Raw genomic sequence first — 26321 nt, forward strand, 5'->3', positions numbered from 1 at the left:
CTCCCGGCGCGGCGCGAATTCCCGCGGAGAGCGCGACGTCGCTCGGCGCGCCACACGGCGAGAGCTTGACCCCACGGAGCCCGGAAGGTAGCGAGGGGGCTCCATGCAGAAGCGCGCTCGGCTCCTGCTCGCGGTGAAGGCCGCCATCTCGATCGGCCTGCTCGCGTGGCTCGTCATGACGATCGCCGAGCGCGAGGGCATGGACGCGCTCGGCGAGCGCATCGGGCAGCTCGCCGCGGTTCCCCTCGTCGTCGCGGTCGCGCTGCACTTCGCGGCGGTGCTCTCGGGCGTGGCCCGTTGGCGCGTGCTCCTCGACGCGCGTGGCCTCGGGCAGCCCGCGCCGTGGCTGCTGCGCTCGTTCCTGATCGGACGCTTCATCGGAGCCTTCACGCCCTCGACCGCGGGGCTCGACGGCTGGCGCGCCTACGACGTCGCGCGGCGCACCGGCGACATGCCGGGGAGCGCGGGCGTGATCCTCGTCGAGAAGCTCTTCGGGCTCGTGGGCATGGCCGCGGTGTGCGCGGTGCTCGCGCCGCTCGGTGCGCTCGATCGTCTCGGCCCAGGCGCGCTGCCGCTCGCCCTCGCGATCGCGGCGGGCTCGGTGCTCGGGCTCTTCCTGCTCGCGTCGCCGGCGCGCACGCGCGCGCTGGCGCGCGTCGCGCCGCGCGCGATCCGCGGGCGCGTCGAGAAGATCGCGGAGGCGCTCGCGGCGCAGCAGCTCTCGGCGTCGCGCATCGCGTCGGCCCTCGTGCTCGGCATCGTGACGCACCTCGCGATCTCGGCGGTGTTCGCCGCGACCGGCGCGTCGCTCGGCGTCGCGGCCTCGACGACGACGCTGCTCGCGGTCGGCAATGCGATCACCATCGCGATCCTGCTGCCGCTGTCGATCGGCGGCGTCGGCGTGCGCGAGGGCGTCGCGGTGATGCTGCTCGCGGGCGCGGGCGTTCCCACCAGCGACGCGGTGCTCGTCGCGCTGCTCGGCTACGTGACGGGCCAGGTGCCGGCGCTGGTCGGCGGCGTGTTGCTGATGCTCGATCGCGGAGCCCGCGAGCGGCGCGCCGCGAGCACCGAGCTCGCCCCCGACCGGACCTGATCACGCGCCGACGCGCACCACGCGCGACGACGCGCCGTAGCGGACCGTGCGCTCGACGCGCGTGCCGTCCGCGCTCGTCGCGCGCACCCGCACCACCACGCCGTCGCGGCCGCGATCCTCCACCACGCGCGCGCCGCTCGCGAGCGTCGCGTCGACCACACGCGTCTCGTTGCGCTCGATCGTGCGCACCACCGTCGCCTCGACGTCCGCCGGCGCGTGCGCCTGCGCGCCCTCGATGCGCACCACGAGCTCGCCCTCGACGGCGACCGCGCGCACCCGCACCGCGTGCGCGAACGGGTTCCGCACACGGAAGTCGATGCGCCCGTACGACACCGTCGCGTCGAGGCCCGCAGGCGCGTACGAGAGCGGGATGCTGTGCGCGCGATGCTCCACGATCTCGAGCCCTGCGCGCAGCGACGCGATGTGCAGCGTCGTCGCGACCTGACAGACGCCGCCACCGACGCCTTCGTGGAGGTGACCGTCGTGCAGCTCGGGCGCCTCGCGGAAGCCCGCCTCGAGCGTGCGCGGACCGACGCGATCGTTGAACGAGAGCTCCGCGCCCGGCGCGAGCACCACGCCGTCGAGCAGCGACGCCGCGAGCGCGACGTTGTGCGCGCGGCCCGCGTGCGCGCGGTCGACGAGGAACGCCGTCTCGTGCTCGCCCATCACCTCGGCGAACGCGTCGCTCGTCGTCGGTTGGACGTCGTCGCGCAGCACGATCGCGTGCGCGACTGGAGCCGAGACGTTCGAGAGCACCGCGAGGAAGACACCGAGGCGAAGCACCGTGCGCATGACCGACCCTCCGAGGAGGCGTCGTCGCAAGCACGTGGCCAGGGCTGGAGCCCGTGAATCTGCTCGGGAATCCGGCGGCACGCCGCGCGCGTCGTGTTCCCGGGGAGACACGACGCGTGCATCGCGGGACGCACCCGGGAAGCTCGGCTCAGCCGGCTTCCGCCGCGCCGTCCCCGCCGTCCTCGGGCTCGTCCTCGTCGCGCTTCCTCTCGAGCTTCCGAGGCGGGAGCAGCTCGGGCTCGCTCTCGACCTTCTGCGCGAGGAAGATCGCGGCATCGAGCTTGTAGAAGTTGCGCTTCCGATAGAACTTCAGCGCCGAGTCGTTGTTCTCCGCGACCTCGAGCACGAGGTGCGTGCAGCCGCGCACGCGCGCGAGGTGCTGCAGCTGCTCGAGCATGAACATGCCGACGCCGCGCCCCTGGTAGCTCGGGTGCGACGCGAGCTCCTCGACGAAGAGCGGCCGCATGTCGCGCGACTCGAAGAAGCGCGGGTTGATCCAGTTGTCCGAGCCGGTGACCTCGAACGCGCACTCCGCGTACCCGACGATGTCGCCGTCGACCTCGAACACGAGCTGCTCGATGCCTTCCTCCTCGTACTGCTCGATGAACCGCTGCTTGCTGCGCGGGCGCTGGTACTCGAGCGTCTGACGGTTCACGTCGCGGAAGACGAGCTTCAGGAACTCCCACACGCGGTTCAGATCGCGGCGATGGATGCGTCGCACGCGGATCTCGTCGGCCGCGACGGCCGGCGCGAGCTCGTCCTCGGGGGTGCTCTCGGGCTCGGGCGGTGGGGGCGTCGGTGCCGGTCGTTTGCGGCGGGTCGCCATGGCGCCGGTCACATACCACGGCGCGCGCGCACGCGGGTTCTATATGCTGGATGCCATGAAGGTCGGCATTCTGACGGGCGGCGGCGACTGTCCGGGGCTCAACGCGGTCATCCGTGCCGCGGTGAAGACGGGGATCGCCCGGCACGGCTTCGAGATGCTCGGCATCGAGGATGCGTTCCACGGCCTCGTCGACCTCGGATACCAATCACCGCACGGGAACCGGTGGCTCACCGAGATGGACGTGCGCGGCATCCAGACGCGCGGCGGGACGATCCTCGGCACGTCGAACCGCGGCGATCCGTTCCACTACGTCGTGAAGAGCGAGAGCGGCAAGGAGATCGAGACCGACATCTCCGATCGCGTGCTCGAGAACATGCACAGGATCGGGCTCGACGCGATCATCTCGATCGGCGGCGACGGCTCGATGCGGATCGCCCAGCGCTTCTTCGAGAAGGGCATGCCGATCGTCGGGGTGCCGAAGACGATCGACAACGACCTCGGCGCGACCGATCAGACGTTCGGGTTCGACACCGCGGTCTGCATCGCCACCGAGGCGATCGATCGACTGAGCGACACCGCGGCGAGCCACGACCGCGTGATGCTCGTCGAGGTGATGGGGCGCGACGCCGGGTGGATCGCGCTGCACGCGGGGCTCGCGGGCGGTGCGGACGCGATCCTCATCCCCGAGATCCCGTATCGCATCGACGCGATCGCGAAGATGATCGCGCAGCGCAGCGCGGCGAAGCAGAAGTACTCGATCATCGTCGTCAGCGAAGGCGCGAAGCCGCTCGGCGGCGATCGGAGCATCGGCGAGACGCGCGCCGGCGCGATGCCGCGTCTGATGGGCGCCGGATCGCGCGTGGCGGAGGGGCTGCGCGAGCTCGTGAGCGCCGACATCCGCGTGACGGTGCTCGGACACATCCAGCGCGGCGGCCCTCCGTCGAGCTTCGATCGCAACCTCGCCACGCGGTACGGGCGCGCTGCGGCGGACCTCGTCGCGACCAAGCAGTTCGGTCGGATGGTCGCGCTGCGCGACGGGCAGATCGTGACGCTGCCGATCGCCGATGCGATCGCGAAGCCGAAGCTCGTCGATCCGAAGAGCGAGATGGTCGAGACCGCGCGCGCGCTCGGGACGTTCTTCGGCGACGAGCCGTGAGCCTGCGCCCCGGGCGCGCTCCGCGAAGCGGCCCGGGGTCGAGAGGGGAGGGGCGCAGCCTCCCCCGGAAGACTCAGTCCCAGCGCGACGTGACGTCGATCGCCCAGCGCTCGAGCGTGCCGACCTCACCGCTCACGCGGTCGGCGACGCGCAGCGTCCAGGTGCCGTTGACCTGCTCGTCGCCCGAGAAGCCGCGCACGGGGCCGTCGAGCTCGACGTAGCCGGGCTCGGCGTCTCCCTCGAACAGCACGACCTCGGTGCCCGCGGGGTTCGTGAGCGTCACCCGCAGATCCGAGGGGCGCGAGTGGTTCAGGAGCGCGCGGATCTCCACGTCGGTGTCCACCGTCGCGAGGCCGTACACGATCACGCTGCGCTCGAGCACCGCGTCGTCGCCGATCTCGATCGAGTAGCCCTCGCCGTACGAGCCGCGCAGCCAAGTGGGCACGCACACGCCTTCGTCACCGCGCGTGAGGCCCGCGCACACGAGCTGCTCGTCGGCGCACGCGACGCTCGCCGAGCACGGCGCGCCTTCGCCCTCGACGCGCGCCTCGGGCGCACAGCGACCTGCGCCCTGCTCTTCCACGAAGCCCTGGCAGCGCAGCCCTTCCGCGCACGTGTTGCCGGTCCAGCCCTCGCAGTCCGCACCGATGCGCGCGCCGCCGGGCGCGCCGAGCACGACGCACTCGTAGAGATCGCCGTCGTGGATCTCCGCGCCGAGCTCGGTCGTGTCGCCGACGAGCACCGCGCCGTACGAGTTGTCGCCCGCGCCGTACTCGATCACCACGAAGCGGCGCCCGGTCGCGACCTCGGCGAGCTCGAGCACGTTCACCTCGTTCTGATCGACCGCCGCGAGCGCGCTCGCGAGATCGGTCGCGTCCTCGTACGCGACGCGCACCGCCGCGACGATCTGCGCCGCGCGCGCCGCCGAGATGCCGTCGGGCGAGCGCACCACCGTCGAGAGCAGCGGCTCGAAGTGCGCGCTGTCGCGCAGCTGTCGGTACGTCGTCCCGAAGAGGCACTCACCCGCGTCGCGCGGGCACCCTTCGCCGCTGCACTCGCTCACGAGCGTGAACGCGCCGCGCACTCGGCGATCGTAGCCCTTCACGATCACGCGATAGCGCCCCGCGCCGAGATCGCGCGAGAGCGCCGACCACAGCGTGCCGCCGGCGTCGTCGTTGCGCGCGATGTACGAGCCCCAGCCGCGCGGGCCTTCGCGATAGAGGTAGAGCATCGTGTCCACCTCGCGCGCGCCCTCGGTGCGCAGCGTGATCGACGCCTGCGCGCCGAGCTCGAACGTCCACGCGTGAAACGACTCGTCGCGCGTGATCTCCGCGCTGACCGATCCGCCGAGCGCGAGCGCGCCGTGATCGATCGGGTTGCGGAACGAGTCGGCCGCGCCCTCGAGCGGCGCGTCTTCTTCGACGCCCTTGTCGGCCGGAGCGGCCTGGCAGGCGAGCAGCGCGGGGACGAGGGCGAGCCAGCGGAGTGTGCGGGTCATCGGATCGGACCTTTCGTGCCCGAGCCGATGGCAATCGACGTGCCCTACCTCCGCACACACTTACCCAGCGTTTTTCGCGCGATCTGGCGGCGGGTGGCGGACGGCGGGTGGCGGCCCGTCAGGCCGAGGGGTGGCGAGTCGAGCAGCCGGTCGGGCGTGCGGGCGCAACGCGCGCGGGCGCTTCAGGATGCGCGCGACGAGCGATGGACGACACGAGACGGCGCGCGGAGACACGGAGACGGAGCCACGACACGCTCGGCGTCGCGATCGCGGCGCTCGCCATCGTGAGCGCGGCATGCTCGAGCGCACAGTCACAGACGTCGAGCGACGCGCTGGTGCCGTACGAGATCACCGCCGCGCGCGTCCGCCTCGCGCTCCCGGACTGGCAGGTCCGCAGCGAGGACGAGTCCCGCTGCATTCGCCGCATGACGACCACTGGTGATCGGAGCATCGACGAGCGCGCGGCGCGTGCGCAGGAAACCGTGGAGCGCTCGGGACGCGTCAGCGAGCTCGTGCTGGTGCGCGACCGCCAGCGGGGCGTGACGCCGGTCGTGCATCTGTGGGTGAGCCCGTCGGACACGCAGAGACCAGTGCTCGAGCTGGCTCGAGAGGGTGTCCGGACGATCGAGGGAGCGCCGGGCTTCGTGATGCTGGAGCCAGCGCGCACGCTCGCGCTCCCCGGGATCTCCGATGCGGCGGTGTCGCGGTACCGGAGCAGCGCCGCGATTCGCGGCGGCGAGCTGCGAGACGCCGAGAGCGTCCACGTGCAGCTCCGTCACGCAGGGCACCTCGTGATGCTGAAGATGACGACGCCAGTCGACGTGACCGGCCGTCCGGACGCGCTCTTCGCGCGTGTGCTCCAGTCGATCGCCGCGCTGTAGCAGCCGCTCAGATCCTGCCGCGGCTCGCGAGCACCGACTGGATCTTCGCGACGATCAGGTCGAGCGCGACGTGGTTGTCGCCGCCCTCCGGGATGATCACGTCCGCCCAGCGCTTGCTCGGCTCGACGAACTGCAGATGCATCGGGCGCACCGTCGAGTAGTACTGCTCGCGCACCGCCTCGAAGCTGCGACCGCGGTGCTCCATGTCGCGACGCACGCGACGCAGCACGCGGATGTCGGCGTCGGTGTCGACGAAGAGCTTGAGGTCGAGCTCGGCGCGCAGCTCGGGGTCGCTGAAGATGAGGATGCCCTCGACGACGATGATCGTCGTCGGCTCCACGCGCCGCGTGTACGGGCTGCGGCGGTGGATCTTGAAGTCGTACATCGGGATCTCGACCGCTCGGCCGCGCTTCAGCTCGCGCACGTGGTGCAGGAGCAGCGACGACTCGAGCGCGTCGGGATGATCGAAGTTGAGCTGGCAGCGATCCTCGTACGTGAGGTCGGGGCGATCGAGGTAGTAGCTGTCGTGCTCGAGGATCGCGACCATCTCGGCCGGGACCGCGCCCGCGATCTTCCGCGCCACCGTGGTCTTGCCCGACCCCGTGCCCCCCGCGACGCCCACCAGGAACGGCTGCATGGGCCGCGATCTATCACAGCTCCGCGGGCGCGCGCGCGCCGACGCTGGGATCGATCACGATCTCGACGCCGGCCTCGACCTGGTAGAGGCCGATCTCGTCTCCGCCCTCGAGGCCGTGCAGGCGCGAGTACGCGACGCCGAGGTGGATGTCGACGCGCGATCCGCGCCGCGGTCGATCGAGCTCGGCGTCGATCACGACCGGGATGCGGATGCCGGTCGAGAGCTGCCAGCCCGCGGTGCTCGGCGGCGTGAGATCGAACGTCTCGACGGTGTCGCCGTCGGGCTGGGTGACGCGCACGGTGCTCGGATCGACGGGCAGGCTGACGAACGCACGGGCCGCGCCCCATGGCACGACGTAAGGGTTCTCGTACGCGAAGATCACGCCGATGTCGGGCGCGACGAAGGGACCGTACGAGTGCCCGCCCGCGCCCACGCCCGCGACCAGCCCGACCGACTCGATGGGCGCGAATTTCACGCCCATCCGGCCCGCGCCGAGCAGCGGCGAGCGCTCGTCGCCGTAGTCGAGGTGCGCGATCGTGCCCTCGGCCTGCAGCTCGATCTGCGACGCGACGCCGACGCGCCCGCGCACCGATCCGCTCCCGCCCCGCACGTCGATCGCGTCGATGTACGAGCCCGCGATCTGCACCGAGGCCTGGCCCTCTTCGAGCGTCGCGGAGCTCTCGAGCGGGAGGGTGCGCGCTGGCGGCGAGAGCGCGAACGGAGTGCACCCGACGAGCGCGAGGGTGCTCAGCGCGAAGACGATGCGAGTCATGCGACGGGGCTCCTGGCTGGAGTGCTCGCTCGCGTGCGGACGGAGGGCCCGGGGCGGGCGAGCCGATGTTCGGACGGGGCCCATCGCAAACACGAGACCACCGTGAATTCCGTGCGATATCGCGGTGACCGTGGTGCGCGAGCAACACCTCGACGCGCCGAGGCGTGCCGTGGGCGCGCTACGCTCCGCGCGATGCGTCGTTCGCTCGTCCTCGTCCTCGCGCCCCTCCTCGCCTCGTGCGGAGGGAACGCGCCACCGCCCGCTCGCTCCACCGAGCCCACCGTCGTCGCGCAGGAGACCGCGCCCGCGGCGCCGCGGAACGCGACGATCTCGATCGTCGGCACCAACGATCTCCACGGTCACATCCGCGCGCTGCCGATCTTCGCCGGCTACCTCGCGAACCTCCGCGCGGCGCGTGCGCGCGACCAGGGCGCGGTGTTGCTCCTCGACGGCGGCGACATGTTCCAGGGCACGCTCGAGTCGAACCTCGAAGAGGGCGCGAGCGTGGTGCGCGCGTACGAGGTGCTCGGCTACGACGCGGTGACGATCGGCAACCACGAGTTCGACTACGGGCCGATCGGGCCGCGCGCGACGCCGCGCGATGCCGGCGACGATCCGCGCGGTGCGCTGCGCGCGCGCATCGAGCAGGCGCGCTTCCCGTTCCTCAGCGCGAACCTGATGCAGCGCGAGAGCGGCGCGCGCGCCGAGCTCGGCGTGCCCTCGGTGCTGCTCGAGCGCGCGGGCATCTCGATCGGCGTGATCGGCGTGACCACCGAGCAGACGCTCACGACGACGATCTCGACCAACGTGGCGGACCTCGCGATGCGCGGGCTCGCCGACGCGATCACCGAGGAAGCGCGCGCGCTGCGGGCGCGCGGCGCGGCGATGGTCGTGGTCACCGCGCACGCGGGCGGGAAGTGCGAGCGCTTCGACGATCCCGACGATCTCTCGAGCTGCGATCCCGAGGAGGAGATCTTCGAGGTCGCGCGCGCGCTCCCGCCGGGCACCGTCGACGCGATCGTCGGGGGGCACACGCACCAGGCGGTCGCGCATCGCGTGAACGGGATCCCGATCATCGAGGCGTACTCGTACGGCGTCGCGTTCGGGCGCGTGGACCTCGTGATCGAGCGCGCGAGCGGGCGCGTGATCGACGTGCGGGTGCTGCCGCCGCAGCGGCTCTGCAGGGCCGAGGGCGCGAGCGCGGAGGGCGATCTCGCCGCGTGCGCGCCCGGTGACTACGAAGGCGCGGCGGTCGTCGCCGATGCGCGCGTCGCGGACGTGATCGCGCCCTCGCTCGCCCAGGCCGACACGCAGCGCCACGACGAGCTCGGACCGACGCTGAGCGAGGCGTTCGTCAAGCAGTACGGCAGCGAGAGCGCGCTCGGGAACCTGTTCGTCGATCTGATGCTGCGCGCGCGCCCCGACGCCGATGCCGCGATCATCAACGGCGGCGGGCTGCGCGCGGATCTGCCCGCCGGGCCGCTGCGCTACGGCGCGCTGTACGAGGCGTTCCCGTTCGACAACCGGTTCGCGATGGTGCGGATGCGCGCGTCGGAGCTCGCGGCGATGATCGCGCAGAACCTCGCGCGCGGCGGCGGCCATCTCTCGCTCGGCGGCGTGCGCGCCGAGGCGCGGTGCGTGCGCGGGGAGCTCGTCGTGTCGCTCACGCGCGATGGTCGTCGCGTGCGCGACACCGAGGTGCTCGACGTGCTCGCGAGCGACTTCCTCGTGAGCGGTGGCGACGGAGCGTTCGCGGCGATCCGCGAGCGCGACCCCAGCGCGCTGACGATCGAGGACGATCCGCCGATCCGCGAGGCGATGGCCGATGCGCTGCGCGCGATGCGCGGGCAGACGCTCGCGTCGCGCGCGTTCTTCGATCCCGACGCGCCTCGGGTGCGCGCGCCGAGCGCGCGCCCGGTCAGCTGCGCGAGTCGATGATCGGCAGGAGCTCGCGCGGGTGCGCGATCAGGTGATGCGCGCCCGCGGCCTCGAGCGCCGCGCGATCTCGGAACCCCCAGAGGCAGCCCACCGCGAGCATCCCCGCGCTGCGCGCGGTGCGCATGTCGGTGTCGCCGTCACCGACGAAGACGATCGACGCCGGAGGCACGCCGAGCGCGCGCGCGATCTCGAGCGCGCCGGTGGGATCCGGCTTGTGCGGGATGCCGTCCTTCTGTCCGAGCACCGCGTCGAAGCGGAAGCGCGCGAAGAGCTGCTCGACGAGCTCGACCGACGCGGCGTGCGGCTTGTTCGTGAGCACGGCCTTCGCGATGCCGCGCGCGTCGAGCGCCTCGAGCACCTCGACGATGCCCTCGTAGGGGCGCGTCTCCACGATCAGGTGCGAGCGATACCGCGCGCGGTAGCGCGCGAGCACGTCTGCGAAGCGCGCATCGCGGTGCTCGGGGGGCAGCGCGCCACGCACGAGCTCGGACGCGCCGTAGCCCACGAGGCCGCGCACCTCGTCGATCGTGTGCGTCGGCAGACCGGCCTCGGCGAGCGCGTGGTTGAGCGACGCGGCGATGTCCGCGAGGCTGTCGATCAGCGTTCCATCGAGATCGAAGATGACGGCCGTCATGCGGGGGGCGAGATAGCACGTTAGAATTCGGGCAGCGCGCGCATTCCCAGCTCCAGCCACGAGGTGAGCGATGACGGCAGCGACGGTCACGCGGGACGAGCTCGAGCGACGCATCGCCGAGGTCCGCGCCCGCACGCGGGATCCGCGCGCCGGCATCTACGGGCCGGGCTCGATCTCGTGGAGGATCAACCGCGAGGGGATCATCATGCTCGGCGGCGGGCGCGCCGCGCTGCTGCAGCTCGCGCATCCGTACGTCGCGCACGCGGTCGATCAGCACTCGGACACGAGGCGCGATCCCGTCGGGCGTTTCCGCCGCACGTTCATGCACGTGTTCGCGATGGTGTTCGGCGATCTCGATCACGCGATCGAGAGCGCGCGGCGCGTGCACCGGATCCACACCGGCATCAAGGGCCCGATCCGCGAGGACGTCGGCGCGTATCGCGACGGGCATCGCTACCACGCGAACGATCCCGAGGCGCTCTTCTGGGTGCACGCGACGCTCGTCGACACCGCGGTGATGCTCTACGAGCTCGGCGTCGCGCCGCTCACGCGCGAGGAGAAGGAGCGCTACTACGCGGAGTCGCGGCTCTTCGCGGGGCTCTTCGGGATCCCCGAGCGCGTGATGCCGCGCTCGTTCGCGGAGCTCGAGGAGTACATGCGCGCGATGATGGCGAGCGAGACGATCACGGTGGGTCGTCCCGCGCTCGAGATCGCCGCGTTCTTGCTGCAGCCGCCGCGGCCGAGCGCGGCGCCGTTCGTCGCGTGGTACCGCGTGCTCACCGCGGGGCTGCTGCCGCCGCGGCTGCGCGAGCAGCTCGAGCTGCCGTTCGGCCCGCGCGAGAGGGCGATCTTCGAGCGATCGATCCCGCTCTTGCGCGCGACGTACCGCACCACGCCGAAGCGGCTTCGCTACTTCCCCGACTACGTCGAGGCCAAGCGCAGGCTCGCGGGCAAGCCCGCGCACGACGCGTTCGGGCGCGCGCTCGAGAAGATCGCGCTGCGCGCGATCGAGCCGGTTCGCTGAGCTGCGCGTGAGCCGCCTCACCCGCGTGCGGCCGGGCATTTGACAATCGACAGCTGGAAGTTGAACTTACGACTTCGAGCGGCGCAGCGGTTCGCGTCCACTCGGGCCGAGCGCGTCCGTCACCTCCACCCCAATCCCCGTCGGGCGCGCTCGGCCTCCTTTCTCCTCGCGTGTTAGCCTCGCGGCGAGCCACACGACACGGGGAGAACGCGGATGCAGGACTACCAAGAGGCCATGCTCAAGTCGCTCGTCGCGGTCGCGTGGGCGGACGGGCGTGTCGAGGGCGAGGAGAGCGAGGTCATCGAGGCCCTGCTCGACTCGTTCGAGATCCAGGGTGCGGACCGCGAAGCGATCCGCGAGTACGCCAAGACGCGCCGCACGCTCGACGACGTGCCGCTGAGCGAGCTGTCGGCCTCCGATCGTCGTGTGCTCCTGCAGCACGCCGTGATCCTCACGTACATCGACGGCCAGCAGAGCGAGCAGGAGAAGAAGATCGTCGGAGAGCTCGTGGAGCGGCTGCGCATCCCGACCGACGAAGCCGCGAGCCTGCTCGAGGCCGCCGACGAGCGCGCGCGCCGGCTGATCTCGCTGTTGTGAGCTCCGCTCTCGTGAGCTCCGCTCTTGTGAGCGACGCGTGATCGCGTAGACCTGCGCGACCATGCTCCGCGTCCTGCTGCTCGACGTCGGCAACACGATCGCGTTCCTCGACGTGCACGGGGTGGCCGAGGTCGTTCGCGACGAAGGCCACCACGTCGATCCCGCGCGGCTGCGCGAGGTGGAGGGGCGCGCGAAGCGCCGCTACGAGGCGCTGCTGCGCGAGGGGGTGTCGCACGAGGAGGGCTGGGGGCTCTACCTCGTCACGCTGCTCGAGGAAGGCGGGCTCGATCCCGCGCTCGCGCGGGCGATGATCGCGCCGCTGCGGCGCTCGCACGATCGGCTCAACCTCTGGCGCAGCGTGCCCGCGGATCTGCCGCCCGCGCTCGATCGCATCCGCGCGGCGGGCGTGCGCCTCGCGATCGTGTCGAACTCCGAAGGACGTCTGCCCGAGCTGCTCGCGCACGTGGGGCTCGCGCAGTGCTTCGAGACGATCGTCGACTCGCACCACGAGGGCGTGCGCAAGCCGGACCCCGAGATCTTCCGGCGCGCGCTGTCGCGGCTCGGGATCGCGCCGCACGAGACGGTCTATCTCGGCGACATCCCGGGCGTCGACGTCGCGGGCGCGAACGCCGCGGGCATCGACGCGGTGCTGGTCGATCCGTACGGCTTCTACGACGACTTCGCGGGCGCGCGGGTGCCCTCGGTCGCGTCGTGGATCGACGCGTACCTGCGCGGCGTCGCGGGCCTCGAGGGCTGACCCCGGTTGCGCGCCATGTGCGCGCGCGGCCACGATGAGCACGCATGCGTGCGGTGCGTCGGCGGATTCCCGCGGCGATCCTCGGCTCCGCGGCGCTCCATGCGCTCGCGGTGCTCGCGCTGCAGCTCGCGCCGGACGCGCCGCCCATCGAGCCGCGAGCGTCGCGCGAGGTCACGTTCGTGCTCACCGAGGATCCACCACCCGCGCAGCGCGAGGACGAGCGGCCGCGCGATCCCGCGGCGCGCGCCGAGGTCATCCCGAGCGCGGCCCGATCGCGCGCGATGCCACGGGTCGTACGCGAGCACGGCGACGTCGCGGCGCTCGTGCCGACGCCGAGCGAGTCGACGGGCGAAGCGCCGCTCGAGGCGCCACCGGTGCGCGAGGCGCCGCCCACCGCGACCGAGACCGAGGCGGAGCGCCGAGAACGCATCCGACGGCTCGTCGATCCCGCAGCGGTCGCGCGGAGCGCGTTCGTCGTCGAGGGCGCACCTTCGACGAGATCCGGCCCCGCCACGGCGCCGCTCGAAGCGCTCGCGCCGCGCAGCGAGCACGAGGCCCAGCGCGACCTGGACGAGCGGCTCCGCGCGGCGGCGATGACGAAGCAGCACACCGCGCGCGAGCGCCTCGTCGCGCGGGCGCGACCCGACGGAACGTACGTGTTCGAGCACGGCGCGTTCACGGCGGTGATCACCGCGGACGGCCAGGTGCAGTACGAAGACGCCCCCGCGATCCGCACCGAAGGCGTCTCGGCGAGTGGGACGCTCGACTTCAACGACATGATCGAGCGCGCGCAGGGCCGCGATCCCTACGCCGCCGAGAAGCAGCGCTTCGAGGACGACAACGCGGAGCTCATCGAGCGGCTCGAGCGCGAGGGGCGCGAGCGCGCGATGGCGGCCGCGCTGCGGCGACTGCGGGGTCGGCTCGCACGGGTCTGGGCCGACGACGTCCCGGCGGCGCAGCGTCGTCGTCAGCTGTTCGAGCTGTGGCGCGACGTCGACGACAGCGGCGGCGATGGTGGCGCGCGCGAGGTGATCGAGTCGTTCATCCGCGACAACCTGCCCCTGGGCCACGCCGACGCGTACGCGCCCGACGAGCTGTCGCGCATGAACGCGATGCTCGAGGCGCCGTCCCGGTTCGACCCGTACCGCTGACGAGCGTCAGATCGCGATCGATCCGAGCAGCGGCACGGTGCCGATGCGCACGTCGCGATCCTGCGCGACGAGCTGGTCGACCAGGCGCGGCATCTTCATCGCGGGCAGGGCGCGCGCGCCCTTGCGCATGGGCGAGAAGAAGTCGTCCCAGTGCGAGAGAAGCACGGCGCGCGGCGCGAGCGCGCGCATGACGCGCGGCGCGAAGCGCTCGGTGGTCGTCCATCCCGCGACGCACATCAGGAGGAGATCCACGTCGCGCTCGGGCGCGGCGTCGACGAGGTTCGCGCTCCCGAGGTGATAGATGCGCTTTCCCGCGACGCGCACGTCGACGCCGAACACCGCGCCGCACTTGTAGCGATGCGTCGCGAGCGGCACCTCGTCGCAGTCCGCGATGTCGCCGGGGAACGGGACTCGACCGAGCGCGAACGCCGAGTGCGCGCTCGGCACGAAGCGCAGCTCGAAGGGCCCGACCTCGGCGCGCGCATCGCGGCCCTCGACGTCGATGACCTGCTCCTGGGGCACGCCCGACGCGCGACACAGGTGCACGCACGAGCGCGACCCGTAGACCTTCGCGCCCGTCGCGCGCGCGATCGCGGGCACGTCGAGCGCGTGATCGAAGTGCGTGTGCCCGGTGACGATCGCGTCGGCGCGCGGCACGTAGCGCGCGATCGCGTCGAGATCGCTCACGAGCGGCGCGCGGACGCACTGCCACATCGAGGCGCGCGTCACGTACGGATCGATCAGCACGACCACGCCTTCGTGCTCGATCGCGAAGCCCGCGGTGCCGAGCCACGTGACCCGGATGGGCGCGCGTGTGGTCGGCGCTGCGAACGAGTCGGGCGCGAACGCGAGATCTTCGGGGCGCATCACCCCCGACGATAGGCCATCACGGCGTCCCGACGCACGCGTCGCCGCACGCGTCGAGCCCGGTGATCTGCTCGAGCACCGGCGAGCACGTGCCCGCGAAGATCACGCGGAGCTCCGCGTCGAGCGTCGAGCCCTCGACCACGCCGAGGCTCTCGAGGCACGCGCTCGACGGCAGGTATTGCTGGAGCACGAGCGCCGACCCCGGGCGCGTCGTCACCGTCGTGCACGCGGCGTAGGCGGGATCGATCGTGACCTCCGTCTCGACGAAGCGCGCATCGCTCGCCGCGGGGCACTGCGCGGACCCCTCGGACGCCTCCGAGATGCGCACCACGCGCGCGGTCGCCGGCACGATGCGGTAGCGACATCCCGAGCCGGTCGTCGGGAGCGACTCGCACTCGGGCGGGATCGCCGGCCGGGGCGGGACGATCGTGAGCGCGACGCGGCCGTGCGCGGCAGCACGACGGCCGCGCACCACGACGTCGAGCTCGAGCGGCGTGTCGCGCGGGATCTCGATCCATCCGAGCTGATCGAACACGTCCTGCACGACGACGCGGTCTCCGTCGCGCGCACCGGCGAGCGCGACGCGCGCGCCGCGGAACCCCTCGAACGCGGTGCCACCCTCGGGCTCGAGGTTCGCGATCTCCACCGACACGCACGGGGTCTCGTCGTCGGGATCGAGCGACGCGTCGGCGCGGAGGGTCGGAACGATCATCGTGCCGCCCTGCGGGCCCCACGCGAAGGCGACCTCGTCACCATCGGACCAACGCGTGAACGCGCCGTCCGTGATGCGACCGATCTCGAGCGCGAGCTCGGGCTCTCCTTCGAAGAGATCCTCGCAGGTCGATGGGAGCGGACCGCCGTCGTGCGGTCCCGGCCCGGGCTCGCCACCTCCCCCACCACAGGCACAGAGCACCAGCACCAGCGGCGCCGACCGAAGCCTCTCGAGCACGAACGCACCTCCGCGGCGCACCGAGTGCGAGCGTCGTGCCGAGCGGATCTCCGGCCAATCCAAACGACGCGTGGGCAAACGAGTGCGTCGAGTCGTGCCACCCGCGCCGTCAGAGCGCGAGCGTGGGCACGAAGAGCCCGCGCCGCTCGATCGTCGTCAGCGCCTCGCTCAGCGCTTCGCGTCGCGCCTGTCCGGTGCGCACGTCGGGGTGCCCCGACGAGCAGCTCACGCTCAGCTCGCCGAGGCGCGCGTCGACCTCGGCGATGCGGTCGCGGATCCACCGCGCGACCGCCGCGCGATCGACGCGGGCGCGCGTCCTGCGCATCGCCGCGATCGCCTCGCGCAGCGCCGCGCGCTCGCCCAGGACGTCGGCGTGGTTCTCCCCGAAGCGGATGCGCAGCGCCGAGAGGCGCGCCCAACGCTCGATCACCTCGCGCTGCAGCGCGGTCCCCGCGCTCTCGCCCGCGATCGCCTCGACGACCGGTGGCGCGCTCTCCTGCGCGTGCGCGCTCGCGCACGCCGTCGCGATCACGATCGCGATCGCGATCACGACGGAGCGCGCCTTCAAGCGCGGCCCTTCAGGAAGTCGATCACGGTGCGCGCGATGCGCCGCACGCGCGCTTCGCCGAGCTCGCCGTAGACCGGCAGCGCGAGCGAGTCGTCGGCCGCGCGCTCCGACTCCGGGAACGCGCCCTTCCCGTGGCCGAGGTACGCGAAGCACTCCTGCAGGTGCAGTGGGCGCGGGTAGTAGATCTCGGTCGCGATCCCGCTCTCGCCGAGGTGCTTCTTCAGCGCGTCGCGGTGCGCGGTGCGGATCACGTACTGGTTGTAGATGTGCCCGGTCTCGACGCGCGCCGGTGTGCGCAGCGCGTCGCTCGAGAGGCCGGCTTCGGCGAACAGTCGATCGTAGAGCGCCGCGTTCGCGCGACGTCCCTCGGTCCACGCGCCGAGGTGCGGCAGCTTCACGCGCAGCACCGCGGCCTGGATCGCGTCGAGCCGGAAGTTGCCGCCGATCAGCGCGTGGAAGTACTTCGGGTGCGCGCCGTGCGCGCGCAGGCGCTTCATCTTCTCGGCGAGCGCGGCGTCGTTCGTCGTGACGAGCCCCGCGTCGCCGAACGCGCCGAGGTTCTTGCTCGGGAAGAACGAGAAGCACCCGATCGCCCCGAGCCCACCGACCGGGCCGAGCTTCGTCGTCGCGCCGATCGCCTGCGCCGCGTCCTCGATGATCGGGATGTTCGTCTCGCGTCCGAGCGCGACGAGGGCCTCGGGATCACACGGCTGACCGAAGAGGTGCACCGGCAGGATCGCCTTGGTGCGCGGGGTGATCGCGGCGCGCGCCCGCGCGACGTCCATGTTCATCGTGCGCGGATCGACGTCGACGAACACCGGCTTCGCGCCGAGCCGCGCGACGCAGCCCGCGGTCGCGAAGAACGAGTACGGCGTGGTGACCACCTCGTCGCCCTGCCCCACGTCGAGCGCCATGAGCGCGAGCAGCAGCGCGTCGGTGCCGCTCGACACGCCGAGCGTGTGCGCGACCCCGATGTGCTTCGCGACCTCCTTCTCGAACGTGTCGACCTCGGGCCCGAGGATGAACGCGTTCTTCGCGATCACGCGATCCATCGCGGCGCGGATCTCGGGGAGCAGCGGCCCGTTCTGCGCGGTGAGATCGAGCAGCGGGATCGGGCTCGTGTCGTTCTCGTCGGAGCTCAGGGGCACGCAGCGCTCTCCTTCGATGCGATATCGCTCGCCGCTCTCGGGGCACGTCACGACGCCCTCGCCGCGCAGACGACGACCGAGGCGGCTCACCCAGCCCATCCGGCGCGCGGGCACGCCCGCGACCAGCGCGTACGGCGGCACGTCGCTGGTCACCACCGCGCCCGCCGCGACGAACGCGTACTCGCCGATCGTATGACCACAAACGATCGTCGCGTTGGCCCCGATGCTCGCGCCGCGCGAGACCTTCGTCGCGCGGTACTCGCTCTTGCGCTCCACGAACGCGCGCGGCTCGTTCACGTTGGTGAACACGCAGCTCGGACCGAGGAACACGTCGTCGGCGATCTCGACGCCCTCGTACACCGACACGTTGTTCTGGATCTTCACGCCGTTGCCGATGCGCACGCCGCGCCCGACGAAGACGTTCTGCCCGAGCGAGCAGCGTGCGCCGATGCGCGCCGCGGTGGAGACGTGGACGAAGTGCCAGACCTTGGTGCCGTCGCCGAGCTCGGCGCCGTCGTCGACGATCGCGGTGGGGTGGATGTAGGCAGCCATGCAGGGGGCCGAAGCGTAGCGCCGAAATGTCTCGCGTCGGGCGCCATTCGCAGGGCTCGCCGAACGGGTTGCTCGTCGCACGCGCGGCCGCTCACCATCGCGCGATGGACCTGAAGACGGAAGCGCAGGAGGTCATCGCGCGCCTGCACGACTCGGTCGCGCGTGATGATCTCGCCACCGCGCGAGACTGTGTGCTCTTGGCGTCGACGCTGAGCGAGAACGCGCTGGCACTCCTGCCACCGGCCGACGCGCCCTTCGCCGGCGTTGCCGATGCCGGTGAGGGCTGGGTCGTCTACGGCGTGGGAACCGTCGAGCGGTTCGGTCTCGGACGAGGGGCGAACGTCGCGCTGCTCCAGCTCTTCCGCGGGCGCGATGGGAAGCTCCGACTCGATGCCAGCAGCTTCGCCGTGGCCGAGGCCACGTCGATGGCCGCGAGGGACCTCGCAGCGGCATTCCAAGAGCATGCGGCGACGGAGAAGCGTATCCCTCGCAGCGCGCGCCCGGCACGCGCGTGGTCGCCGCCTCCCGCGAGCCCCACGCCGATCTCGTCGATCCAGTGGCTCGGGCGGCCCGATGCAGGCGTCGCGTCCTCCGACGTCGACGCCGCCGAGCGCGCGCTCGGCGTAACGTTCCCCGGCGGCTATCGCGAGTACGTCACGCGCTTCGGCGCAGCGCTCGAGTGCGGACTCGTGCGCATCTACCCGCCGCGCCGCATCATCGAGGAACTCGCCGAGTGGCGCGCGCGCGTCGACGCGTACTGGCTCTGGACGACGCTCGAGCTCGACCGCGATCGCGCCCAGCGCTGCATCGTCCTCGGCGACACCACCCGAGGCGACGAGATCGTCCTCGACCCGCAGCGCCCCGATGCGCTCTTCGTGCTTCCTCGCCATCACGACGCGATCGTGTGCATCCCCGGCGACCTCACCCACGCGCTCGCGTGGCTATGCGAGTCCGGGGAGCTCGCCGCGCCCTGCCACGTCCGCTACGCCGAACCGCTCGAAGGCCAGGCTCACCGCACGTACGACCCGACCAGCAACGAGGGCGACCAAGACGACTGGCTCGCCGACGCGCGCGCGACCCACGACGTTCTGCTCGCCCTCGACCCCGACGCGCAGTCGATCGCCCACGACGACGATGACGGCGGGTGGACCGTGCTGCTGCCGAGCATCGGCGGCACTGCGTTCGTCCATGCAAATGGCGCTGTGTCCGTGAGCTGCGATCCCGAGGCCGATCTCACGCGCCTCGATGCCTTGCTCCGCGACCGTGGTCTCGAGCTGCGCACGCGCTGACGACGATCACGGAGCCTGGGGCGTGGCGCCGATCGACGTGGGTCGTCTCCGCTCGGCGCTCGGCGGCGCCGATGCGCCCGCTGCGTACTCGCGCATCGGCACCTCGCCCGCGTGCCACGCGTCGATCACCGGGTCGATCACCCGCCATGCCTCCTCGGCCTCTTCGCCGAGGATGAACAGCGCCGGGTCACCTCGCAGCATGTCGAGCATCAGGTTCGCGTACACCGATCGGCGCGGCGGCGACGCGCACAGCTCGAGCGCACGGCTCTCCGCGACGCCGTCGGGGCCGTCGAGCGTCGTGGCCACTCGCACGTACGGCTCCGTGAGCCCGAGGCGCAGCGTGTTCGGCTCCACGCCGGGCCACGTGTCGCGCACGTAGCGAGGCAGCGCGCGGAAGTGGATCGCGATCTCCGCCGCGCTCGTCGCGAACGCCTTGCCCGAGCGCAGCGTGAACGGGACGCCGCTCCAGCGCATGGTCTCGATGCCGAGCGTCAGCGACGCGTACGTCTCGGTGTCGCGTCGCGGATCGACGCCGGGCTCGTCGACGTACGAGGGAACGCGCCGCGTCCCGATCGCGCCCGCGGTGTACCTCGCGCGCAGCGTCCGCGATCGGATCTCGTCGAGCGAAGGCGTCGCGACCGCGCGCAGCGCCTCGAGGCGCGCCGCGCGATACGAGGCTGCGTCGGCGCGCGAGGGCGGCTCCATCACGACGAGCGCCATCACCTCCATCAGATGGCTCTGCACCATGTCTCGCAGCGCGCCCGCCTGGTCGTAGTACCCGGCGCGTCCCTCGAGGGTCAGGCTCTCGAGCCACGAGATCTCGACGCGCTCGACGTGCACCGCGTTCCACACCGGCTCGAAGATCCGGTTCAGGAACCGCAGCGCGGTCACCCGGCGCACGAGCTCGTCGGAGAGGAAGTGATCGATCCGGAAGATCGACGGCTCGGGCAGCTCGCACCGCAACACGCCGTTGAGCCGTCGCGCCGACGCGAGGTCGACGCCGAACGGCTTCTCGATCGCGACCGCGTCGCGCGCCCCGAGCGCCGCGCTCGCGAGCGCGTGCAGCACCGGCTCGATGAGCGCGGGCGCCAGCGCGAGATACACGAGCGTGCCCGGCCGCTCGGGGCCGCCGACGAGCCGTCGAACGTCCTCCGCGCGCGTCACGTCGGCAGGCTCGTACTCGAGGCACCTCACGACGTCGTCGCGCGTCGCGGGCGCGACCTTCGAGTGCCGCTCCAGCTGCGTGGCGATGTGCTCGCGGAAGTCCGCCGTCGACCACGGGCGTCGCGCCGAGCCGACGATCCGGAGGCCTGCGGGCAACAGCTCGGCCTCGGCGAGCTCGGCGATCGCCGGCATCAGCAAGCGGCTCGTGAGATCACCCGACGCTCCGAGCAGCAGGATTCGTTCGATCATCACGGATCGTCCATGCACACGCCGGGCACACTCCCGCCTGCGCAGAGCACGACCGCAGCGCCACGTGGCGAGGTGGCGCGCCGCGCCTGCGCGTCGCCCTGCGGCGGAGGTCGTCGCGAGCGGTCGCGAGCGGTCGCGATCGCTCGCGCCCTGTCGCGGTGAGCTCTGGTATGTCCCTCGCTGCGCTCGCGGCGCATGGAGTACGTCGACATCCGAGGCGTGCCGATCAAGGCGAGCCGGATCGGTCTCGGGACCTGGGCGATGGGCGGCTATCAGTGGGGCGGCACCGACGACGACGAGTCGGTGCGCACGATCCACGCAGCGCTCGATCTCGGCATCAACCTCATCGACACCGCTCCGGCCTACGGCTTCGGCCACTCGGAAGAGGTCGTGGGGCGCGCGATCGCGGAGTACGGCGGTCGTGATCGCGTCGTGATCTCGACCAAGGGCGGCCTCGAGCGACGCGGCGACAAGCTCTTCCGGAACTCGCGTCGCGACGTGATCCGCACCGAGGTCGAGAACTCGCTCGCGCGGCTGCGCACCGACTACATCGATCTGTACTTCGTGCACTGGCCGGATCTCGACACGCCGTACGAGGAGACCGCCGCGGCGCTCGGCGCGCTGCAGAAGGCGGGCAAGATCCGCGGCGTCGCGGTCTCGAATTATTCGATCGCCGCGATGGAGCGCTTCCACGCGATCACGCCGCTCAGCGCCGCGCAGCCTCCGCTCAACGTCTTCGAGCGCGAGGCGCTGCGCGACATCATCCCGTGGTGCCGCGAGCGCGGCATCGGGACGCTCACGTACGGCGCGCTCTGTCGAGGTCTCCTCACCGGCACGATCGACGAGAGCACGAAGTTCGACGGCGACGATCTCCGCAAGGTCGATCCGAAGCTCGTCGCGCCGCGCGTGTCGCAGTACACCGCGGCCGTGCGCGAGCTCGAGGCGTACGCGCGACAGCGCTACCAGCGCGGCATCATCCCGCTCGCGATCCGCTGGACGATCGATCAGCCCGGCGTGTCGGTCGCGCTCTGGGGCGCACGACACCCGAGCGAGCTGTCGCCGGTGATCGACGTCATGGGCTGGCACCTCGACGACGAGGCGCTCTCCGCGATCGATCGGATGCTCAGCAGCACGATCCGCGATCCCGTCGGGCCCGAGTTCATGGCACCCCCCGAGCGCGCGTCGGGCGCCGACGCGAAGATCCCCGCCGCGCCGATCTGATCGCTCGCTCGCGCGCCGTTGAATGCGCGAAGCCGACGTCACGTTCGAAGGCGCATGCTTCACCAAGCTCGCTCTTCGTGGCTCGTCTGCTTCGCGCTCATCACCGCATGCTCCAGCAACACACCGCCATCGCAGCCGGACGCGTATGTCGAGCCCGATGCGGCCGCGCCGTGTCCGGTCGCCGCGCTCGCCCAGACGCTCGTCGGTCAGCACCTGCGCCAGCGCACGCCGGGTGATCCCTCGGCGGGTCGCTCGAATTGCCAGCTCTATCGCGCCGACGTGCGCTTCGACGAGTTCGACCCGCACACGTGCACGCTCGTCGGCGCGTGGGGCTGGATGGGCACGGACGACGCGGGCGTGACGACCGGCGGCGCGTCCAATTTCATCTGCCCGCTCGCGGGCGCCGAGGCTCTCGCGTGCCTCGGAGAAGACATCGGCACGGCGGGGATCTCGCTCGTCGACATGGGGTTCGTCGTGTCCGAGGAGATGCCGCTGCGGCTCACGATGTGGACCGACACGATCAGCTGCATCGACGAGGTCGAGCCGGTGCCCTGAGCGTGAGTACGCAACGCGTGCTCGTGGTCGTGTGATCCGGGACCGATGAGATCCTCCGCCGCCGGCCGTCCAACTGGAAAGCGGAGGATCTCCCGATGAGCTACGTCGACGGATTCGTGGTCCCGGTGCCGAAGAAGAACCTCGATGCGTATCGCGAGCTCGCGACGCTCGCGCGCGACGTGTGGAAGGAGTACGGCGCGCTCGACTACCGCGAGTGGATCGCGGACGACGTGCCGATGGGCGAGATCACGTCGTTCCCGCGCAGCGTGCAGCAGAAGGACGACGAGATCGTGATCTTCTCGTGGATCGTCTACCGCTCGCGCGAGCACCGCGACGAGGTGAACGCGAAGGTGATGGCCGACCCGCGCATGAAGAGCTCGCCCGAGACGTATCCGTTCGACGCCAAGCGCATGATCTACGGAGGCTTCGCGCCCTTCGTCGAGTGATCGTCATCCCGAGCGCGAGGGCTGCTAGCTTCCGTCGTGATGGGCGCTTCGGCGCACGATCTCGACACGCCGCTGGTCCTCGCGCTCGGCCCTACCAACACCGGCAAGACGCACCGCGCGGTCACGCGCATGCTCGAGCACGAGAGCGGCATGATCGGTCTGCCGCTCCGGCTGCTCGCGCGCGAGGTGTACGACCGCGTCAGCCGCGCGGTCGGCGAGAGCCAGGTCGCGCTCGTGACCGGCGAGGAGAAGCGCGTCCCGCGCGCGCCGCGCTACTGGGTGTGCACCGTCGAGGCGATGCCGCTCGACGTGCCGGTGCACTTCCTCGCGATCGACGAGATCCAGCTCGCCGCGCACCGCGAGCGCGGGCACGTCTTCACCGATCGACTGCTCCACGCGCGCGGCACGCGCGAGACGTGGCTGCTCGGCGCCGACACGATGGCGCCGATCCTCCGCGAGCTCCTGCCCGGCGCGCGCCTCGAGCGACAAGCGCGCCTCTCGTCGCTGCGACACGCGGGGCGCAGCGGGCTCGGAGGGCTCCCGCCGCGCAGCGCGATCGTCGCGTTCAGCGCGGCGGAGGTCTACGAGCTCGCGGCGCGCATGCGGCAGAAGAAGGGCGGCGTCGCGGTGGTGCTCGGCGCGCTCTCGCCGCGCACCCGCAACGCGCAGGTCGCGCTCTACGAAGCGCGCGAGGTGCAGTACCTCGTCGCGACCGACGCGATCGGGATGGGGCTCAACCTCGACGTCGATCACGTCGCGTTCGCGGCGGTCGAGAAGTTCGACGGCCGTGAGCACCGCCCGCTCGAGCCCGCGGAGCTCGGTCAGATCGCGGGGCGCGCCGGGCGCTATCAGCGCGACGGCACGTTCGGCACGCTCAATCCGCTGCCCGGGCTCTCGGAGAAGCTCGTCGCGCGGCTCGAGGAGCATCGCTTCCCGCCGGTCACGCGGCTGGTGTGGCGCAGCCCCGAGCTCGACTTCGCATCGATCGACGCGCTGCTCGGTTCGCTCTCGGCGCCCGCGCCGCACCCGGTGTTCTCGCGCGTCGAGCAGGCCGACGACTTCGACGTGCTGCGCACGTTGTCGGAGCGGCCGCGCGTGCGCGAGCGCGCGACGCACGAAGACGCGGTGCGCTTGCTCTGGGACGTCTGCCAGATCCCCGATTACCGCAAGCTCACCATCCTCGATCACGCGTCGTTGCTCGAGGAGCTCTTCGTCACGCTCGTCGATCGCGGGCACCTCGATCCGGGCTGGGTCCTGCGGCACGTGGAGCGCATCGATCGTGTCGAGGGCGAGATCGACGAGCTCACCGCGCGCCTCGCCGCGATCCGCGTGTGGACGTACGTGAGCCATCAGCGTGCGTGGATCGACGGCAGCCTCGAAGAGCGCGCGCGCGAGGTCGAGGATCGCCTCGGCGACGCGCTCCACGAGCGCCTGGTCGAGCGCTTCGTCGCGCGGGCGCCGCGCGCGACGTCGATCCCGCGGGCCGAAGAGGCCGCGCGAAAAGGCGGATTCTTCGCGCAGATCGGCGACATGCTCGACGACGTGCGCCGCGCCGAGGAGCGCGCGCGCGAGCAGTGGGTGCAGCGCATCGTCGATGCGCCGCACGACGCGTTCGGGATCGACGACGCGGGGGTCGTGTCGTTCGGCGACGACGAGCTCGGCAACCTGGTCGCGGGGCGCGATCTGCTCTCGCCGCGTGTCGTCGTCGCCGTCGACGACACCATCGGCGCAGGCGCGAGGTCGCGCATCGAGCGCAGGATGGCCGCCTACGCGCGCGACTTGGTCGCCGAGCTGCTGCGTCCGATCGCGTCCCACGACGCCGAAGGCCTGGTGCGCGGTGTCTTGTGGCAGCTCGAGCGCGGGCTCGGGACGCTCGACGTCGAGCGCGCGAAGGGCGAGATCGCCGCACTGAGCGACGAGGATCGGAGCGCGCTCGCCGAGCGCGGTGTCGTCATCGGGCGACGCACGGTGTTCGCGCGCGGACTGCTGAGCGCGGAAGCGCTGCGAGTGCGCGCGCTCCTGGTGCGCGTGCACCGCGGCGGGAAAGAGCCGAGAGCGCCGATGCGAGGCGCCGTGTCGATCCCGCGGCGTAAAGAGGTCCCGTTCGAGTCGTATCTCGCGGTGGGGCTCCTCCCGCTCGGCCCGCGCGTCGTGAGGGTCGACATCGTCGAGCGCGTGTTGACGAGGCTCCGAGAGAGCGAGCCCGACGTGCGGAACGAGATCGGCAGTTGGCTCGGCGTGCGGGATCGAGAGCTCCCGAAGGTCCTGGCCGCGCTCGGAGCGCGCGCCGGATAGTCATCGTCCGTCGCGCGCTCGCAGCGACGCGTGCAGGCGGCGCTCGAGGATCGCGCGCTCGAACGGGGGCGCCAGCGCGATGGCCTTCTCGTAGTACGCGATCGCGTCGTCCACGCGGCTCATGCGTCGGTGCAGATCCGCGTACGTCGCGAGCCACAGGTGCGACTCCCTCAGCCACGTCGGCGGGCGTTGCGCATCCAGCTTCGTCAGCGCCGCGTGCGGGCTCTCGGCGTACGAGAGCGCGATCGCGGCGTGCAGCTCGTGCAGCGGCGACGGGTCCATGCGCGCGAGCCGATCGTAGAGCGCGACGATCGCGGCCCAGCGTGTGTCCTCGAACGTCGGCGCGAAGGCGTGCTCGGCCGCGATCGCCGCCTCGACGTGGTACTTCGACGCGAGGCCGTCGCGCGCCGCGGCGTGGAGCGCGCGCAGCCCGAGCGCGAGATCGGCGCGATGGTAGCGACGCCGGTCCTGCTCCTCGATCGGCACCGGCAGGCCCTCGTCGTCGGTGCGCGCGTCGCGGCGCGCGTGATGGAGGTGCATCAGCGCGAGCAGCGCGAGGGCGCTCGCGGACGAATACCTCGGGTGCTCGGCGACCAGACGCCCGAGGCGCAGCGCCTCCTGGCAGAGCTCGAGGCGGAGCACGCGGTCGCCGCTCGACGCGAAGTACCCCTCGGTGAAGAGCACGTAGATCATCCGCAGCACGGCGTCGGATCGCGCGGGCCACTCGGCCTCCGAGAGCTCGAGCCGGAGATCGACCTCGCGCAGCCGCTCTCGCGCGCGCTCCCAGCGCTTCTGCACGTTCTCTTCCGAGGTCACGAGCCGCGTCGCGATCTCGCGCGTCGAGAAGCCACACAGCGTGCGCAGCGCGAACACGATCTGCGACGCGAGCGGGATCGACGGCTCGGCGCACGCGAAGAGCGCGCGCAGCTCGTCGTCGTGCATGTCGTCGCCGAGGCTCGCGGGCGGCTCGGCGTCGTCGGCTTCGAGCGCCTCGGGCGCGGAGTCGTCGAGGGCGGTGAGCCGTCGCTGTCGGCGCAGCTCGTCGAGGATGCGGTGGCGCGCCGCGCGATGCAGCCATGCGCGCGCGTTGGGCGGGATGCCGCGCGCGCGCCACGCGATCGTGCCTTCGAGCAACGCCTGCGAGAGCCCGTCCTCGACGATCGAGATGCGGTGCGTGCCGAATTCGCGCACCAGCGTCGCGACCAGACGACCGTACTCGTGTCGCAGCACGAGCTCGATCGTCTGGTGCGGCTCCGTCACGG

Annotated in this window: 25 protein-coding genes; 13 read left to right on the forward strand and 12 right to left on the reverse strand. The window is 71.8% G+C overall.

Features of this window, described 5'->3' with window-relative positions; all coding sequences use genetic code 11:
• The first annotated feature begins 103 nt into the window (after positions 1-103).
• Entirely contained in the window at positions 104-1093 is a 990-nt protein-coding gene (locus DB32_RS33995; protein ID WP_053236822.1) for a lysylphosphatidylglycerol synthase transmembrane domain-containing protein, read from the forward strand.
• On the opposite strand, the gene DB32_RS34000 is transcribed toward DB32_RS33995, so the two are convergent.
• Both DB32_RS34000 and DB32_RS34005 read right to left on the reverse strand, forming a co-directional pair.
• The gene (locus tag DB32_RS34000) at positions 1094-1885 is read right to left on the reverse strand and encodes a VanW family protein (RefSeq protein WP_053236823.1); all 792 of its coding nucleotides are present in this window, start codon (positions 1883-1885) and stop codon (positions 1094-1096) included. It lies immediately after the preceding gene.
• Between the two features lie 148 nt (positions 1886-2033).
• A complete protein-coding gene (locus DB32_RS34005; RefSeq protein ID WP_083458133.1) occupies positions 2034-2711 on the reverse strand; it encodes a GNAT family N-acetyltransferase in 678 nt (225 codons plus the stop codon).
• A 55-nt stretch (positions 2712-2766) separates the two neighbouring features.
• Between DB32_RS34005 and DB32_RS34010 the strand changes: the two genes are divergently transcribed.
• Positions 2767-3867 carry a 6-phosphofructokinase gene (locus DB32_RS34010; protein ID WP_053236824.1) on the forward strand — a complete coding sequence of 367 codons (1101 nt, stop codon included), beginning with the start codon at positions 2767-2769 and terminating at the stop codon, positions 3865-3867.
• Between the two features lie 73 nt (positions 3868-3940).
• On the opposite strand, the gene DB32_RS34015 is transcribed toward DB32_RS34010, so the two are convergent.
• Positions 3941-5365 carry a DVUA0089 family protein gene (locus DB32_RS34015; RefSeq protein ID WP_053236825.1) on the reverse strand — a complete coding sequence of 475 codons (1425 nt, stop codon included), beginning with the start codon at positions 5363-5365 and terminating at the stop codon, positions 3941-3943.
• Positions 5366-5568: 203 nt separating this feature from the next.
• On the opposite strand from DB32_RS34015, the gene DB32_RS34020 reads away from it, so the two are divergent.
• The gene (locus DB32_RS34020) at positions 5569-6246 is read left to right on the forward strand and encodes a hypothetical protein (RefSeq protein ID WP_053236826.1); all 678 of its coding nucleotides are present in this window, start codon (positions 5569-5571) and stop codon (positions 6244-6246) included.
• A 7-nt stretch (positions 6247-6253) separates the two neighbouring features.
• On the opposite strand, the gene udk is transcribed toward DB32_RS34020, so the two are convergent.
• Positions 6254-6883, reverse strand: a complete 630-nt coding sequence (gene udk / locus DB32_RS34025; protein WP_053236827.1) for a uridine kinase — start codon at positions 6881-6883, stop codon at positions 6254-6256.
• Between the two features lie 13 nt (positions 6884-6896).
• Complete coding sequence (locus DB32_RS47445; protein ID WP_053236828.1) at positions 6897-7655, reverse strand: hypothetical protein; 759 nt, start codon at positions 7653-7655, stop codon at positions 6897-6899.
• 192 nt (positions 7656-7847) lie between these two features.
• Between DB32_RS47445 and DB32_RS47450 the strand changes: the two genes are divergently transcribed.
• A complete protein-coding gene (locus tag DB32_RS47450; RefSeq protein ID WP_053236829.1) occupies positions 7848-9593 on the forward strand; it encodes a bifunctional metallophosphatase/5'-nucleotidase in 1746 nt (581 codons plus the stop codon).
• On the opposite strand, the gene DB32_RS34040 is transcribed toward DB32_RS47450, so the two are convergent.
• Positions 9574-10227, reverse strand: a complete 654-nt coding sequence (locus DB32_RS34040; RefSeq protein ID WP_053236830.1) for an HAD family hydrolase — start codon at positions 10225-10227, stop codon at positions 9574-9576. The genes DB32_RS47450 and DB32_RS34040 overlap by 20 nt on opposite strands.
• 70 nt (positions 10228-10297) lie before the next feature.
• Between DB32_RS34040 and DB32_RS34045 the strand changes: the two genes are divergently transcribed.
• From DB32_RS34045 to DB32_RS34060, 4 genes are all read left to right on the forward strand, one after another.
• Positions 10298-11251, forward strand: coding sequence for an oxygenase MpaB family protein (locus DB32_RS34045; RefSeq protein ID WP_053236831.1), 954 nt, complete (start codon positions 10298-10300; stop codon positions 11249-11251).
• A 213-nt stretch (positions 11252-11464) separates the two neighbouring features.
• Positions 11465-11848 carry a tellurite resistance TerB family protein gene (locus tag DB32_RS34050; RefSeq protein ID WP_053236832.1) on the forward strand — a complete coding sequence of 128 codons (384 nt, stop codon included), beginning with the start codon at positions 11465-11467 and terminating at the stop codon, positions 11846-11848.
• A gap of 61 nt (positions 11849-11909) precedes the next feature.
• On the forward strand, positions 11910-12605 hold the full coding sequence (locus tag DB32_RS34055; RefSeq protein ID WP_053236833.1) for an HAD family hydrolase: 696 nt from the start codon (positions 11910-11912) through the stop codon (positions 12603-12605).
• A gap of 44 nt (positions 12606-12649) precedes the next feature.
• Complete coding sequence (locus DB32_RS34060; RefSeq protein ID WP_053236834.1) at positions 12650-13756, forward strand: hypothetical protein; 1107 nt, start codon at positions 12650-12652, stop codon at positions 13754-13756.
• A gap of 6 nt (positions 13757-13762) precedes the next feature.
• Here the strand turns inward: DB32_RS34060 and DB32_RS34065 are convergent, their stop codons facing one another.
• The 4 genes from DB32_RS34065 to DB32_RS50085 form a co-directional block, all read right to left on the reverse strand.
• Positions 13763-14623 carry an MBL fold metallo-hydrolase gene (locus DB32_RS34065; protein WP_053239047.1) on the reverse strand — a complete coding sequence of 287 codons (861 nt, stop codon included), beginning with the start codon at positions 14621-14623 and terminating at the stop codon, positions 13763-13765.
• A 19-nt stretch (positions 14624-14642) separates the two neighbouring features.
• Complete coding sequence (locus DB32_RS34070) at positions 14643-15572, reverse strand: hypothetical protein (protein ID WP_157069717.1); 930 nt, start codon at positions 15570-15572, stop codon at positions 14643-14645.
• 109 nt (positions 15573-15681) lie between these two features.
• Positions 15682-16140 carry a hypothetical protein gene (locus DB32_RS34075; protein WP_053236836.1) on the reverse strand — a complete coding sequence of 153 codons (459 nt, stop codon included), beginning with the start codon at positions 16138-16140 and terminating at the stop codon, positions 15682-15684.
• Positions 16137-17840, reverse strand: coding sequence for a DegT/DnrJ/EryC1/StrS family aminotransferase (locus tag DB32_RS50085; RefSeq protein ID WP_083458136.1), 1704 nt, complete (start codon positions 17838-17840; stop codon positions 16137-16139). The genes DB32_RS34075 and DB32_RS50085 overlap by 4 nt, the downstream gene beginning before the upstream one ends.
• A 104-nt stretch (positions 17841-17944) precedes the next feature.
• Here DB32_RS50085 and DB32_RS34085 point away from each other — a divergent pair, with 104 nt between their 5' ends.
• Positions 17945-19129, forward strand: coding sequence for an SMI1/KNR4 family protein (locus DB32_RS34085; RefSeq protein WP_053236837.1), 1185 nt, complete (start codon positions 17945-17947; stop codon positions 19127-19129).
• A gap of 6 nt (positions 19130-19135) precedes the next feature.
• Here the strand turns inward: DB32_RS34085 and DB32_RS34090 are convergent, their stop codons facing one another.
• Positions 19136-20542 carry a glucose-6-phosphate dehydrogenase gene (locus DB32_RS34090; RefSeq protein WP_053236838.1) on the reverse strand — a complete coding sequence of 469 codons (1407 nt, stop codon included), beginning with the start codon at positions 20540-20542 and terminating at the stop codon, positions 19136-19138.
• Between the two features lie 195 nt (positions 20543-20737).
• On the opposite strand from DB32_RS34090, the gene DB32_RS34095 reads away from it, so the two are divergent.
• The 4 genes from DB32_RS34095 (at position 20738) to DB32_RS34110 (ending at position 25059) form a co-directional block, all read left to right on the forward strand.
• On the forward strand, positions 20738-21763 hold the full coding sequence (locus tag DB32_RS34095; RefSeq protein ID WP_053236839.1) for an aldo/keto reductase: 1026 nt from the start codon (positions 20738-20740) through the stop codon (positions 21761-21763).
• A gap of 54 nt (positions 21764-21817) precedes the next feature.
• The gene (locus DB32_RS34100; protein WP_053236840.1) at positions 21818-22318 is read left to right on the forward strand and encodes a hypothetical protein; all 501 of its coding nucleotides are present in this window, start codon (positions 21818-21820) and stop codon (positions 22316-22318) included.
• 95 nt (positions 22319-22413) lie between these two features.
• The gene (locus tag DB32_RS34105; protein WP_053236841.1) at positions 22414-22764 is read left to right on the forward strand and encodes a DUF1428 domain-containing protein; all 351 of its coding nucleotides are present in this window, start codon (positions 22414-22416) and stop codon (positions 22762-22764) included.
• A gap of 39 nt (positions 22765-22803) precedes the next feature.
• Complete coding sequence (locus DB32_RS34110; RefSeq protein ID WP_053236842.1) at positions 22804-25059, forward strand: helicase-related protein; 2256 nt, start codon at positions 22804-22806, stop codon at positions 25057-25059.
• Here the strand turns inward: DB32_RS34110 and DB32_RS34115 are convergent, their stop codons facing one another.
• Positions 25060-26319: an RNA polymerase sigma factor gene (locus DB32_RS34115; protein WP_053236843.1), complete on the reverse strand. Its 1260-nt coding sequence runs from the start codon at positions 26317-26319 to the stop codon at positions 25060-25062. It abuts the gene before it with no gap.
• Between the last annotated feature and the right edge of the window lie 2 nt (positions 26320-26321).

The sequence above is a fragment of the Sandaracinus amylolyticus genome (assembly GCF_000737325.1).
Taxonomy (GTDB): Bacteria; Myxococcota_A; Polyangia; order Polyangiales; family Sandaracinaceae; genus Sandaracinus; species Sandaracinus amylolyticus.